Annotated in this window: 10 protein-coding genes; 1 reads left to right on the plus strand and 9 read right to left on the minus strand. The window is 56.6% G+C overall.

Annotation, left to right across the window (positions count from 1 at the left end; translation table 11 throughout):
• Window positions 1-38 precede the first annotated feature (38 nt).
• From HMPREF2779_RS00085 to HMPREF2779_RS00110, 6 genes are all read right to left on the minus strand, one after another.
• Complete coding sequence (locus HMPREF2779_RS00085; protein ID WP_105360503.1) at window positions 39-392, minus strand: PLDc N-terminal domain-containing protein; 354 nt, start codon at window positions 390-392, stop codon at window positions 39-41.
• Window positions 393-612: 220 nt separating this feature from the next.
• Window positions 613-2,166 carry an alanine/glycine:cation symporter family protein gene (locus tag HMPREF2779_RS00090; RefSeq protein ID WP_105360504.1) on the minus strand — a complete coding sequence of 518 codons (1,554 nt, stop codon included), beginning with the start codon at window positions 2,164-2,166 and terminating at the stop codon, window positions 613-615.
• Between the two features lie 337 nt (window positions 2,167-2,503).
• Window positions 2,504-5,785, minus strand: a complete 3,282-nt coding sequence (gene lysX, locus HMPREF2779_RS00095; protein WP_105360505.1) for a bifunctional lysylphosphatidylglycerol synthetase/lysine--tRNA ligase LysX — start codon at window positions 5,783-5,785, stop codon at window positions 2,504-2,506.
• 120 nt (window positions 5,786-5,905) lie between these two features.
• A complete protein-coding gene (gene nhaA, locus HMPREF2779_RS00100) occupies window positions 5,906-7,258 on the minus strand; it encodes a Na+/H+ antiporter NhaA (protein ID WP_105360506.1) in 1,353 nt (450 codons plus the stop codon).
• Between the two features lie 243 nt (window positions 7,259-7,501).
• The gene (locus HMPREF2779_RS00105; RefSeq protein WP_070684562.1) at window positions 7,502-8,026 is read right to left on the minus strand and encodes a ferritin; all 525 of its coding nucleotides are present in this window, start codon (window positions 8,024-8,026) and stop codon (window positions 7,502-7,504) included.
• A 532-nt stretch (window positions 8,027-8,558) separates the two neighbouring features.
• Window positions 8,559-9,110, minus strand: coding sequence for a MarR family winged helix-turn-helix transcriptional regulator (locus HMPREF2779_RS00110; RefSeq protein WP_105360507.1), 552 nt, complete (start codon window positions 9,108-9,110; stop codon window positions 8,559-8,561).
• Between the two features lie 1,467 nt (window positions 9,111-10,577).
• Between HMPREF2779_RS00110 and HMPREF2779_RS00115 the strand changes: the two genes are divergently transcribed.
• Window positions 10,578-11,201, plus strand: a complete 624-nt coding sequence (locus HMPREF2779_RS00115) for a superoxide dismutase (RefSeq protein WP_044150883.1) — start codon at window positions 10,578-10,580, stop codon at window positions 11,199-11,201.
• A gap of 127 nt (window positions 11,202-11,328) precedes the next feature.
• On the opposite strand, the gene HMPREF2779_RS00120 is transcribed toward HMPREF2779_RS00115, so the two are convergent.
• The 3 genes from HMPREF2779_RS00120 to HMPREF2779_RS00130 form a co-directional block, all read right to left on the minus strand.
• Window positions 11,329-13,059, minus strand: coding sequence for an ATP-binding cassette domain-containing protein (locus HMPREF2779_RS00120; protein WP_105360508.1), 1,731 nt, complete (start codon window positions 13,057-13,059; stop codon window positions 11,329-11,331).
• A 532-nt stretch (window positions 13,060-13,591) separates the two neighbouring features.
• Entirely contained in the window at window positions 13,592-14,404 is an 813-nt protein-coding gene (locus HMPREF2779_RS00125; RefSeq protein WP_070505485.1) for an NUDIX hydrolase, read from the minus strand.
• A gap of 261 nt (window positions 14,405-14,665) precedes the next feature.
• A complete protein-coding gene (locus tag HMPREF2779_RS00130) occupies window positions 14,666-14,986 on the minus strand; it encodes a putative quinol monooxygenase (RefSeq protein ID WP_049333773.1) in 321 nt (106 codons plus the stop codon).
• Window positions 14,987-14,991 lie beyond the last annotated feature (5 nt).

The raw sequence follows: 14,991 nt of genomic DNA on the forward strand, positions 1-14,991 counted from the left end.
GCGCGCGGTGCTGTCCAATTGGGAGAGTGTGACCTTCGTTACTTAGTGGTGGTAGGGGTGTCAGAAAGAGACTCCGAAGCACTATCGGAGGTGCTATCGGGGGCACTATCAGACGCTCCACCGGAAGCAGCCGCATCGGAAGCAGCCGCGGAACCCCGCGCCATACGCTCCTGTTCAGCACGCTCCCGGTCAATACGCTCCAAACGCGCACGCAACAACCATGTCACCGGACCCACATACGGCAGGCACAACACCAGCAGAAGCCACTTCAGCTTCTGCACCTCCGAAAAATGCGGGTTCCGATGAATCGTCACCAAGCACAATAGCGCCAACGCAATACCAGCCAGAAACACGACCGTGACCACCAGCTCCAGTACGGCACGCCAATCCATAAACCCTCCTAATATCCTTCCTAAGCATACAGACCCATTAGGAGCCCGCATTAGGAGCTTGCAGACCCTCAGAATAGTCCGAGGAGGCGTTCAGAGCCTACTACCGTAGCAAGGACACCCTCCACCATTCACCTCAGGTACGCAAAAATGGCCCGCCCCGCGCACAGCAGGACGGACCCTCCACAAAGCCTTACGCAGAAACCTGCGTGTAGCTCACAAACTAGCGGCTAGCCTTCTTCGCAGCACGACGCTCAGCAGCCTTTGCATCATACTCAGCCCAGAACTCACGGGTAGTCACCTCATCAGTGCCATCCCATGCCGCAAGATTCTTCAACTCAGGCATATCCGAAGCCTTGAAAATCGGCTCCAAACCAGCCTTACGCTGAGCCTCATAGTTCTTCAACACCGCAACAACCTGCGGAGTCATCAATAGAACCGCCGTCAAGTTCACAATCACCATGCCGGCATTCAACATATCCGCAGTAGTCCACACCAGATCCAGCGAGGAAATCGCACCGAAGAACACGAATACCAGAACCAATGCACGGAAAATATTCATCGGCAGCTTACGCTCAGTCACGAAACGCATATTCGACTCGCCGTAGTAGTAGTTACCAATCACAGTCGAGAACGCAAACATGAAAATCGCTATAGTCAGGAAGTGAACCGCCCAATCGCCCAGCTGCATAGCCAACGCCGACTGAGTCAGCGACGCACCACGAGAACGATCACCATAAGTCGGGTTCGACAGCAGAACAATAAACGCAGTCACAGTACACGCCATCATGGTGTCAAAGTAAACACCCAAAGTCTGCACGTAACCCTGCTTAGCCGGGTGAGAAATAGTAGCGGTCGCACCAGCGTTCGGAGCAGTACCCATACCCGCCTCATTAGTCAGCAGGCCACGCTTCATACCCCAAATCACGGCACCCATGGTACCGCCGGTCACAAACTCCTTGATGCCAAAAGCACCCTGGAAAATCATCAGCAGCATATTCGGAACCTCGGTAATGTTCAGCAGAACAACCAGCAGGCCCAACAGTAGATACAGCACCGCCATAATCGGAACCAGCCACTCAGTCACCGAAGAAATCGCGCGAATACCACCGAAAATAATAGCCGCAGTCAGCGCCACCATAATCAGACCAATAGTGATGCGGAAACCCATAGAGTTAGTACCCGAAACATCAATATTGAACGAGTTCGCCGCAGCATCCACCACGGCATTCGTCTGAACCGCCACAAACACAAACGCGTAAGTGATCACAATGAACGCCACGAAGATGTAACCCATCCACGGAGCATTCAGGCCGCGCTTCATGTAGTACGCCGGCCCACCAATATAGGAATCCTTACCGCGCTCCTTATACAGCTGACCCAGAAGGGACTCTGCAAAAGCAGAAGCCGCACCAACAGCGGCAATAACCCACATCCAGAACACAGCCCCCGGGCCGCCCATAGCAATAGCCAAAGCAACACCCGCAACAGTACCGGTACCCACACGAGAAGCCGCCGAAACAGTAAACGCACGGAACGAAGAAATGCTCTTCTTACCGTCAGCCTCACGAGCAACCGGGTCACCCAGGACACGGACCATTTCCTTAATGGAACGCCACTGCACACCGCGAGTACGGATCGTAATGTACAAACCAGCCGCAATCAGAGCGTAGTAGAGGAAATTACTCCACATCCAGTTCTGCACGGCATCCACGGAGGAAGTCAGTTCCGCAGTCTGCGTATTAATGTCCCCGATGATATTCAGAAGAAAATCCACTCGGCACTCCAATCTTGAAAGCAAAAAGCCCGCACGCTCAAATCCGAAAGACGGACAACGTGTGGGCTACATTGCTGGGTGGCGCGGACTCAAAGCCGCGTAACGGAGGCACATACGCTCCGCATGATTAGTCACCTCATTGTGTCGGCTACGCCACCCGCTCGGCAACTTAAAAAAGGGGCCCAAGCCAAAATGTAACGAATACTTAATATATGGGCAGAGTAAATATAGACTCCGTGGAGGTGTTGACGGCACCGGTAGGGCGGGCACAAAAAGCCCGGCACAAGGCACAAAACCTCGCACCGGGCATAACGAAGAAGCGGGGGTATCAGTCGGGCTACGAACGCTCAGGCTTCACAAACGGGAACGACAACACCCCACGAATCTGAGTCTGAGCCAACAGCATCACCAGACGATCCACACCCAGGCCCAAACCACCCGTCGGCGGCATACCCGTCTCCAAGGCGTAGAGGAAATCCTCATCCACCTCCATCGCCTCCAGATCACCCGAAGCCGCCTTCAACGACTGCTCCGTCAGACGCTCACGCTGCACCAGCGGGTCCGCCAGCTCAGAATAAGCACAGCCAATCTCCATGCCGTTAATCACCAAATCCCAACGCTCCGCCAAACCCGGAACACTACGATGCGGCGCCGCAAGCGGACTCGTCTCGGCAGGGAAATCCGTATAGAACGTCGGCTCCACCGTATGCGCCTCAACCAGCTCACCATACAGCTCCTCAACGACGGCACCCGGACCCATACCCTCATGAACACGCACACCGTGCTGCTGCGCCAAAGCCAGCAACTCCTCAAAATCCGTCTGCACATCCACGCGGCGACCCAGCGCCTCCGACAGGGCATCACACACCGACACCACACGCCACGGATCCGACACATCAGATACCGTGCGCTCGCTCGAAGCCTTATGACCCAACGGCAAAGACACTGAACCAAACACCGACTGTGCGGCATCCTTAATCAGACGCTCCGTCAACTCACGCATCTGCACATAATCCGCATACGGACGATACGCCTCAAGCACCGTAAACTCCGGATTATGGGTCGCATCAGCACCCTCATTACGGAAATCACGACCCAGCTCATACACCGGACCGCTACCGCCCACCACCAGACGCTTCAGGTACAGCTCCGGCGCAATACGCAGAGTCAAATCCTCACCGTACGCATTGATATACGTGCGGAACGGGCGCGCGCTCGCACCACCGTGCACCGTATGCAGAATCGGGGTCTCCACCTCAAGGAAACCCTCCGCATCCAGCCGGGCACGCAGCGCCTTAATGACCGCGGTACGCAGACGCAGATTCTGCATCTGATCCGGATGCACCAACAGGTCCGTGGAACGGCGACGCAGACGCGCCTCCGGATCAGTAAAGGAGTCGAAGGGGATGGGGTGCAGGCTCTTCGACGCCATGTGCCAGGAGGCGGTAATCAGCGATTGGGTGCCGTTACGGCTCACCCCGTAGGTGCCCTGCACGGTGATGATGTCACCGGTATCCAGGTTGCGGGAGGCAAGGCTCAGTGGGCGCTCGCCCACCAGGCTGCGTTCCATGACAACCTGCAGGGTCTTACCCTCTTCAATGAGGGTCACAAAGAGGACTCCACCGTGCTTGCGAAGCGCGCGAATACGCCCCGAAACCATGAATTCCGAATCTGGAATATTTTCAGAAGAGAATATACGCAGGGCATCCTTCACGCCCAGTACAAGAGCACTGGTACTGCCCAAAGAACCACCCAGCGGATACGGCTCCATGCCCGCCACACGCAGCGCCTCCAAATGGCGCAGACGGTGCTGAGTCTGATCGCTACGCGACACCTCAGGAAGCTCTTCCACAGTAGCGAGCTGCATCTGGTGAAGAGCCTCCAGCTCATCTGCAGAAAGAACCTGCTCCTGATCCTGCAAACGGCGCGCCGACAGATTCGGCAAAAACCCCTCCGCCATACCCGCCGCAACCAAAACATTCGCCATCGCCAACGTCGGCTCCGTCGCCAAAAAACGAGGAACCCACAGCGGGGCAAACTTCAGATTGAAACGATACAGGCGGCGCAACTGCAGAAAACGATCCAGCACACCCAAAGAGCGGGAAGCAAAACGGTTCCACGCCGACGCACCCACCTGATCAGCAGCCTCAAAAATATGGCCAAACATCGCAAAATTCAGCGACACCCGCCGCACACCCAAAGACGCCGCCTGCTCCATCAGCGACGCCACCATAAACTCCACCACACCATTAGGCGCCTCAGGGGAGCGGCGCATAACATCCAGCGATAGCCCCGTAGGACCCCACGGGACGAAAGACAGCAGAGCCACCATCTGACCAGCCTCATCATGAGCCGACACCAGAACAGACGAAGAATCCGCCGAATCATTCACACGATTCAGCGCCATCGAGAAGCCGCGCTCCACACGCCCATGACGCCACGCCGAAATATTCTCCGCAACCTGCTGACACTGCTGCTCATCCAGCTCCGCAAAGCGACGCATCTGCGCCGTGTACCCGCCGCGACGCACACGCTGAACCGCCTGACGCACCGGTAGCATCGACGTGTCATTGAGCGTGAAACGGTCCGCCTCAAGGACTGCCTCCTCACCCATCTGAATAATCGACAGGCCCGCACGGTTATAGGCGCGCGCACCCGCCTCACTCACGCTCAGCGCCGCAGGAACCCAACCATAGCTACGCGCCTGCAGCATCCACTGCTCAATCGCGGCATCCCACGAATCAGGGTCACCCACCGGGTCGCTCGACGCCAAACACACCGAACCCACCGAACGGTACGTAATCGCCGCCCTCTGATCCGGAGAGAAAATCACCTGCTTATCGCGGCGCGTCGCAAAATAGGATAGCGAGTCATTGGCACCGTACTGCTGCAGCAGGGCGCGGATCTTTAGCTCCTTCTCGCCGGTCCATGCATCCGGGGCACGGTAACCGCGCGCCAATAGGTACAGTGCCGCAACCAGCGAGGCACCGTAACCAAAAGACGCCAAGAAAGCCATCACATCAGCAGACCAAACACCAGGATGGGTACGTTCAATACCCATGCCGTGCATCAGCAACTCCCACGGGGTCACCGAACGCAACGGCTCCCACACACCAATACGGCAGAGATACCAGAGCACCAAAGTGGTCAGCAGAATACCGCCAGCTGCCGTAGCAGCCGCACCCGCCCACGAGAGGCGACCAATGCGTGCTGGGAACGCCGAACGAATCGAGAAAAGGAAAGGCACTAGCGCGCACGCAAACACAATGGAGAGCGTATCGACCGTCGAGGAGAAAATACGGTCTTTCGGCATAATCCCCGCGGGGAACACCAGCGTGAAGGCGCTATGGGTCGCAATCAGCGCGCCAAGCACCTGAAAAACGATGGCTGCAATGAGGGCGGCACGCTTGCGCACAATCAGCCCGGACACAAGCACAATCATCGTAATGGCGCTGGGTAGCGTGTGCGTGGAGGGAATATTCAGCAGGTCAGCGGTGACTTTCCACCAAGTGAAGCCGCGACCGTGCCGCAGAGGAGAGATAATCCACGCGAACGTGGTCAGTAGCGCGGCAAAAGAATACACCCCAATCACCACGCGTGCTGATATCTCTGCATACATTGAGGGAGGCGCGGGCGCCTGCCCTGCTCGTGCTGTATGGCGACGTGAGGTAGTGCGGTGAGACATCATTATCAGCGGGGATTGGGGTGTAGGGAAGGTGCTAGACCTTAGAAGTTCTTACTAGGCTTCGGTCTTCGGGTCACGGTAGGTGCCCTCGAAGATGTCGGGGATGCCGTTGTCGTCAGCGTCCACGCTTTCCTTCTCAGCCAGGGCACGGTAGTGCTTGTTACGGCGAGACAGGATAGCCGCGCCCACAATGGCAGCCAGAACAGAGCCGACGAGAATCGCAATCTTTGCGTCCTCAGTGTGCGGAGAGCCGTGCGGGAAGGACAACTCAGCCACCAGCAGGGACACGGTGAAACCGATACCACCGGTTGCAGCCAGACCGACCACGTCAATCCATGCAACGTCCGGATCGAGGTTAGCGTTCTTGAAGCGAGTCACAAGCCAGGTGGTGCCGAAAATACCAAAGGTCTTACCGGCAACCAGTGCGACCATAATGCCGACCGCCACCGAGTCGGTGAGGGCGCGTCCGAGGCCTTCAAAGCCGCCCACAGCCACACCCGCGCTGAAGAACGCGAAGATTGGCACGCAGATGCCGGTAGAGAGGGGACGGAAGCGGTGCTCCAGCACCTCCGCAAGACCGTGTTCAGCCTGCGCCGCCTCAGAGCGAGCGGACATCTTCACGGGCACCAGGAAGCCCAGAACCACACCAGAAATGGTTGCGTGAATACCGGACTCAAGGAAGAGCGCCCAGGTGATAATACCCAGAGGCAGCAGCAGAATCCATGCGGCGAGAGGCTTCAGATGCAGCATGGTCTCACCGCGGTAGGCAATGAACGCGAAAAGAGCGAGGGGAATGAGCGCGAAGAGCAGGTACTCGCCGTGGAAGTTATTGGTGTAGAAAATCGCGATAATGCAGATCGCAATCAGGTCATCGACCACTGCCAGGGTCAGCAGGAAGACACGCATCGCCGAGGGGAGGAAAGTACCCACGGCGGCGAGAACAGACACCGCGAACGCAATATCGGTTGCGGTAGGGATTGCCCAGCCGTGCAGAGCGGTGGGGCTGGTGAAGTTCAGCGCCGTGTAGATAATCGCGGGCACCGCCACGCCACCGAAAGCGGCCGCAATCGGCACAATCGCGGTGGAGGGCGACTTGAGGTCACCAATCACGAATTCCTTCTTCAGCTCCAGGCCGGTGAGGAAGAAGAAAACGACGAGCAGACCGTCTGCTGCCCAGGTTCCGATGCTCATCTGCAGGTGGTTGAAGCCGGGGATGACCGGGCCGACCACGGTGTCTCGCAGACCAAAGTAGAAGGTGGAGGCGGGGGTGTTGGCGAGTACTACTGCCAGTACCGTCGCAATCAGAAGTACGGTACCGCCGACTGATTCTGCACGCAGAATGTCGGCTACGCGGCGTGAGTTGCTATATGAGCCGCGGCTGAGGGTATCTGGGTTGGTGTGAGTCATTCTCTCCTCTTTCTGCCGTGATATTATGCGGCATCTAAGGCTTTTAAGTTTACTCTGCACTGTATGAGTATTCGAGTACCCGCTGGCGGCTTTTAGCTCCTGGACGGTGCACCGCGGTGTGCTTTCATGGCGTATATACATAAACGTTCCGCCCTCCCCACTGCACGTGGGGAGGGCGGAACGTTTAATATTTTGCAGATATTCTGCGTGTTCGACTAGTGCTCTAGTCGTGCGAACGCAAGATTAGGAACCAGCGATTGCGGGTGCGCCGGACTCCTGGCCGTGGTCGTGTGCCAGCTCGCGTGCAACGTAGTTCTCCAGGTCGAAGAGGTTGCCGTTTGCGCGCTTCACGATGGTCACCAGGGTCTCCATGGTGGCAACTTCCTCAACCTGTTCCTTCAGGAACCAGAGGATGAACTGCTCGCCCAGTGCGTAGTTCTCAGCGCGTGCTGCGGAGAACAGGGCCTCGATCTGACCGGTGACAGCCTTCTCCTGTGCCAGGGACATGTCAACGATTTCCTGAACGTTCTCGAAGTCGTTCTTGACAGCGGGAACAGAGGGGATCTCGACCTTGTGGCCGCGGTCCAGCTTGTACTGAACCATCATGAGTGCGTGCTCGCGCTCTTCGAGGGACTGCTGGTAGAAGAACTTAGCCAGCTGGGGCAGGTCCTCACCGTCGAGCCAGATAGCCATGGACAGGTACTGGTGGGATGCGGCGAACTCGTGGCCGATCTGCTCGTTCAGAAGGTCGTAGAAAGACTTAGACATATGGTTTCTCCTTATATGGTGGTTGCTTTTGGGCGCCGGGATGGCGCGGTGCAACCTGTTGATATTTATCGTAAGGGGTGGGGTGCGTCATGTACAGAGAGAAAAGGCTAATCGGTGAATCAGATAAGGTACCCCTGACATATTGTCACCACAACCCTTAGTGTGGATGTCCTGAATACTTTCTTTGGGTTGTGTGGTATTGGGTGTGTTTCCTTGAGATTTCGCGGTTTAATAGGGACAGACAGCGGGTTTAAAAACCACAAACCTACGGCTCAAAGTAAACATAGAGATGCCATGTTGGGTGCCTGCGCACGGGGCTAGAGGGCGCAAAAAAATCTTAAAAATCTCTCGAAAATGCGGCGAAACTGATGTGGCCAGAACCCCGATACGCCCCCAACCGCCTCCGTAAAGGTTGTTCTGCGCGCGCCCTAAAATCTGCGCGTGCCCTTAAAGAGATAAGGCACGTTCCCGGTGGGGAATGTGCCTTATCTCTGGTTCTCTCAACTCTCATCCCTCTGTGGGATGGAGGAGGTTAGTGTGCGGGGTATTCCCCACGCTGCAGTGCATCAATCGAGATGACGTTTGAAGGAGTATCACCCAGAACAGCCTTACCGATCTCGGCAAGCTGCTCAACCTGTTCGGGGGTGAGGTGATCGAAAATCTGGCGGCGTACTTCGCCAACGTGGCTGGGGGCGACTTCATGGATCTTCTGCTCGCCTGCCGGGAGCAGGTGGCAGATGCTCACACGTCGGTCTTCAGCACTGAGGGAGCGGCGGACGTATCCATCCTTCTCCAGGCGCGCTACAACTCGTGAGAGGCGTGCAGGAAGAGTGTTCGTAGTGATTGCCAGCTCGGTCATGGTGAGGGAATGATCCTTGGACTCGGAAAGCATTGCGAGCACCATGTATTCAACGAAGCTGATGCCAGCCTCGGTCTGTAGCTGGTTTTCCATCTTGCGGGTGAGGCTGAAGATGATGGAGCTAATAAAGAGCCACCCTTCTCGCTCTTGCTGGGAGAGCCACTGGATGGATTCGTTGTGTGCGGTATTGTCAGACCGCTGCGCAGACGTGGTTGGTATGGGCACGGGATTGGTTCCTCTTTTATCGGATATGGAGCTCCCTTATTAAGGGGAGGTGTGGTGTGTTGGCACCCATTGTAGCGAAAGGTCTTGCCCGGTAACCCTAAATTGGTACGGTCAAGTAATGCTTGACACTTTGGTGCTAATTTTTTGAGGGGTGCCAGGGGTATCTTTTTGTACGCAGTGACTGCAAATACCCGGGGTAAGCAAGTAAAATGCGACATATTCAAAAAGATTTCCAGTACAAGTATAGACAAGACCGTACCAAGAAGCACTTCCGTGCATAATGCTAACTTCCGCGGAATATCAAGGTTTTTTGGGTGATGGAAGAAAATTCTTGGGTTGGCAAAGAGTGTTCCAAGGTCGAAAAATAACGAAACGATAACAAAAATTTTAAAAAAATCTCGGTTTTGGCTTTGCAACCGTAATGAAACCGTGTACACTAATTATATAACGGGGTCGAAGGAAGCCTCCGAGGCGAGACCGGAAGCTCGCTTCGATAGGTTCGACTCTCTATTTATCGGTGATTGTCGTCGGTGTACGAGTAACTCGTATTTCTACCGACGGATGTGCGGTGCGGGTGCAGTTCGTGGTTGGGCTGCATTCCGTACCGTATCTTTTTAACTCAAATTTCTATCAACTCACTCTAAGAGCATCCAATGGTCGGGTGCTCTTTTTTCTTTGCCTTCATAGGGATTAGTAAGAGCACCCCTATGGACTAGGGGAGAAGCATGAGTTGAGGGGTCTGCGTACCTGCACTGCGCACCTTGCAGCTGTGGTGTTACTGTGCCGTATCGCGCCAGGGATGTTACCCACAGGGGTTATCCACAATGGTTATCCACAGTGTGGAGAACTTACACGCATGTGATTTGGCGAAGCTGGCGATGGTGGCAATGCGAGACAAAAAGAGGGGTTCAGTCAAAAAATTCTTGTAATTACAGGCTTTCACAGTCATTAAAACCGAGGGTAAGTTCTTAAACAGAAGACCTTTTCACCTTTAAACCCGCGGAACCCGAAAATTTCCACACCTGTGGATAACCCTGTGCACTTAATCCACCGCCTCCGGCATAAAGAGGTATGGAAGACCGATCAACGCACCTTTCAGTGTTCAATATTTTGGCTAGTAGAAGGAAAAACGCCCCGAATGAGGGTGAAAATTCTGCATTTTATCCCCCGCGCATCCCCAAAAAGAGCTGTTATCCACAGTAGTTATCCACAGTGTGGAGAACTTACAGCACTGTTATTCACATGAGTGCATACCCCGGTATTTCAAGGCAGAATAGGGTGCCGGCTCTGAAAAGCCTGTTGATATACAGGGTTATCCACAGGTGTGGGGAAAAGTCTCCGCCTAAAATCCACAGGCTCGAGCGAGGTCTTACATACATGTGACGCTCCCCAATTCGTGAAAAGTAAAGTAAACGCTACGCTGGTAATCTTTAATACGAGCCAAGTTTTCTAATGAAAGGCATCATCATGGCTGAAAAGTACACTCTCCCCGAGCTTCCCTACGACTACGCGGCGCTCGAGCCCCACATCTCCGCAAAGATCATGGAGCTGCACCACGACAAGCACCACGCAGCATACGTTGCAGGTGCTAACGCAGCTCTTGAGCAGCTCGAAGAGGCACGCGAGAACGGTGCGTACGGCAACGTCTCCAAGCTCTCCAAGGACCTGGCGTTCAACCTGGGTGGCCACACCAACCACTCGATTTTCTGGAACAACCTGTCCCCCGAGGGTGGCGACAAGCCCACCGGCGAGCTGGCAGCAGCAATCGACGAGTTCTTCGGCTCCTTCGACAAGTTCCGCGAGCACTTCACCAACGTTGCACTGACCATTCAGGGCTCCGGCTGGGCAATCCTCGCGTGGGACACCGTTGGCAAGCGCCTCATCATCGAGCAGCTTTACGATCAGCAGGGCAACATCTCCGTTGCACTGATCCCCGTTCTGCAGCTGGACATGTGGGAGCACGCATTCTACCTGGACTACCAGAACGTTAAGGGCGACTACGTCAAGGCATTCTGGAACATTGTGAACTGGGCTGACGTTCAGGCTCGCTTCGAGCGCGCAGTGTCCCAGACCAAGGGCCTGGTCCTCTAATCTAAGTTTTCGTCAGCGCGGTGAAGTAGCCGCGGTGAGATAACTGAAACGGGTGCCCGGCGCCTCCATATTCGGAGGTGCCGGGCACTCGTTTGTTGTATTCAGATGTTGCTCCGGGGGTGGAACCCTAGAGCGCCAGCGTGCGGTCAATGCGGATGCGGCGGCAGAAATCCTCATCATGGCTCACCACGATGAGCGCACCGGTGTAGGCTTCGAGTGCCTGCACCAACCAATCCACCGAAGAAATATCGAGGTTGTTCGTCGGCTCATCCAGCATGAGTAGCTGCGGTACCGGATCAGCCAGAAGCACCTGCGCCACCGCTGCGCGGAAACGCTCACCGCCGGAGAGCTCACCGGTCTTATGGTGCACGCTCTCGCGACGGAAAAGTAACCGCGCCAGCTGATCACGAAGGTGCTGTTCGCTCACCCCGGGGTTTGCCCGCTGCACGCTCTGCAGGAGAGTCAGCTGTGGATCCAAGCTAATGCGCTGCGGAATATACGCCCCCTCGATGCAATAGTCGACGCGATAGGCGGGCTGTACGGGGGAGAGGTAGTCCGCCTCGCCGGCGTGGGCAATTGCCTCAAGGAGGGTGGTTTTGCCACTACCGTTTGCACCGGTGATGCGCAGGTGCTCGGGGCCGCTGAGAATCAGGTGCTCGGGGTGCTCTGCTGGGGTTCCCTGTTGGCTCTCGCTATCAGCCTCTGCGGGCGAAAAATGCAGAGAATCAACCTTGGTGGGTTGCTGAACGGCAAATGTTTCACGTGAAACTGGGTGGCTATCAACCCTGCTCAGCTCCAGCACCTTACGTCCCGCGGGCAGGGGCTGCTGGCTCAGCTCTGCATAGATTTTCTCCTGTGCCCGCACCTGCTCCTGAGCCTTCTGATACGCCTCCTGAGCCTGCTCCTGCTTGCCGATGCGCAGACCGCGAAGCTTCACCGCCGCCTGCCGTGAGGCGTCCTTGGTGAGGGCAAGAATCGTATCCGGCTGGTCATCTTTCCACACCTGCGCCATGTTCTTCGAGATAATCTCCTGCGCATGCACCCACTCACGGTGCGCAGAACGCACCCGGTTCTTCGCCTCGGTGACGCGACGCTGAGCCGCCTGCTGCTCGGTGTCCAGCGCCTGCCGGTAGGTGCTGTAGTTACCCTCGAAAAGGCGCAGATGCGCCACCCCCTGGCGGTCGGCGTGAAGCTCGGCAATCACGTTTACGCGCTCCAGTAGATCGCGGTCGTGGCTGATAATGAGCGCCGGGCAGGGCAGCGCCTCCAGTGCGGTGAAGAGCTGGGCTTTCGCCGCGGAGTCTAGGTTGTTCGTCGGCTCATCGAGCAGAATGAACTCGGGGTCAGAAATCATCAGCGAGGCAAGCGCGGCAATGACCGCCTCACCACCGGAGAAACTGCGCATGCTACGGGCAAAGAGTGCGCGAACCGCCTGCGGGTCGTCACGGTTAACCAGGGCCGCCGGGGTGAATCCGTAGGTCGCAAGAGTCGCGAGGGTGCGCTCATCAACGTCCCAGCTATCCCCGATGATCTCATAGAGTTCGGGGGAGTACTCGCCGGATTCCAAGGCCTGCAGCGCCCGCAGAATCTCGGAGATTCCGCAGAGCTCGGCGAGGGTTTGATTCCGATTCAGACCCATATCCTGAGGTAGATACGCCATGTGTTCCGGCGCCGCCAAAGAACCGGAATCCGGGGTCAAATCACCCAAAATCAACCTCATAAGGGTTGTTTTTCCGGCGCCGTTATCGCCGATAAGTCCGGTGAGTGGCGCAGAAAATACCGCGGAAAGGTCGGTGAAAAGTGGGGGCTCACCCGGATGTGCGTACGAAATATGGTCGAGTGTAATGTGACGTGACATGGGCCGAGTTCCTTCGAGTAGGTGCTCGGACTCCTGCCAGCGCACATGAAGGCATGAAGGCATGAAAAAACCCGAGCGTAACGGTGGATGTACCTGTGCCCGGTGCGTGCGCGCTGATGGAGACACGCAGAAAAATGGAAGTGCGCAGAGAGAATGTGTCTGCGCAAAAAGCTGCGTGAGCGCACGAAAAATTCTTCTGAGTCCGGGCTTATGCTCGGTGGGTCATTTCTTTGATGCCTCCTAGATTCCGAAGGGCACCCCGGTCGTGCCTTGGGTGGCTTCGGTCAAACGATACGTTCAGTCCCTTAGGCTACCCCCCCCCACGGTGGGGTAGCGCGGATAGAGAGCTGATGGCTCAAGCATAGAAACTGTGTGGGTGCTGAGTCAAACACCCTCCCGCAAAACCGCCTGACAAGTGCCGATACCCCTTAGAGAACGCAAAAGGAGGGGCGACACCATTCGGTGCCGTCCCTCCTTTTAGGCATTAGATCTTAGGCATTAAATCTGCGCGCGTACAACGCGCGAAATGCTATTACGCCTCGTGGCGCTCGCGGTACATGCCCAGCGGGCCCGCATCCGCGTACGCCTGAGCGTCGTTGTAACGGTACAGGCGCGGCGGGCGGTGACGGGTGCCCTCGACGCGGCGGCCGGTGTCAATAATCGACTTCGACGCCGCAATCTGGCGGCGGAAGTTCGCCGGATCCAGGGTGCGACCCAGAATCGCCTCGTACACCTCACGTAGCTGCGCCAGGGTGAACTCCTCACCCAAGAAAGAGTGCGCAATACGCGAGTACTCGACCTTGTTCTGCAGGCGGTAGAGCGCATACTCAATGATTTCGTTGTGGTCGAAGGCGAGCTCGGGCAGTTCATCCACCGGGAACCAGCGGATGTTCTCGTGCACGCGAGTGTTCGCGACCTCAGTGGCGGGAATCGACGCCCAGTACACCACGGACACCACGCGCTCGTGATCAGTGCCGGGTGCCGGTTCGGGCTCACCCACAACGCGGGCGGCACGCGCCTCGGGGGTGCGCAGAACGTCGCCGAATGCGTAGAGCTGCTCCAGGTAACCGGGCTGCAGATTGGTTGCGCGCTTCAGGGTAGAAGCCGCTGCCTCTTCGAGGGAAAGGTTCGGGTTGAGCGGACCGCCAGGAAGCGCCCACTGACCCTTATAGGGCTCGCGGAGGCGGCGAACGAGCGGCAGCCACAGGGTCGGGTGGGTTTCGTTTTCCTTGGGGCGCAGTGCCAGAATAACGGTCGAGACGGCGAGGGATACAGAGGTGTGGTCCACGTCGTTGTGCTCTTCGACGGCGACTGCGCCGGGAAGAGGCTGGGATGCGATGCTCATTCAGACCTCCTGTGCGAATGGGTATCGATAGGTGTGCATACTCTACCCATTTTAAGGGGTTAATAGGGTAAAAATGCACGCAAGGCACCCGCTGAGTCGAAAACCGGTACCATCCGCGTCGTGTCAAGGGGAAAAGTTCAGGTACCGGACACACCAAAGCGCCTCTCCTGCCTGTCCAATAGGACAGAGAGGAGAGGCGCTCCAGCGTCTACTTATGCAACGTCTAACTATGCAGTTTTAGGTGCATATCAGGGGTGCAGACTAGTCAATCTGCAGCTCGCCCATTGCTTCCCAGTCGTCGCCGTCGATCAGGCGAGAAATAATCTTCGGGGTTGCAGTCAGCAGCGGACGCATGTCCTTCATAGCCTGCTGGAAGTGGTCAGAGTTCACGTGCGGGCCAGCTGCGTCGTCGTTGAAAGCCTCGAGCAGAACGAACTCGTTCGGGTCCTCAACGCTGCGGGACCACTCGAAGAACTTGTTGCCTTCCTCGGCGCGGGTTGCCTCGGTGAAAGCGCGGGTCTTCTCAATCCACTGGTCAGCGTATTCGGGCTTGACGGGGAACTTTACAGCAATGAAAATCATCGGAA

The sequence above is a fragment of the Rothia sp. HMSC069C03 genome (assembly GCF_001811075.1).
In the GTDB taxonomy this organism is placed as follows: Bacteria; Actinomycetota; Actinomycetes; order Actinomycetales; family Micrococcaceae; genus Rothia; species Rothia mucilaginosa.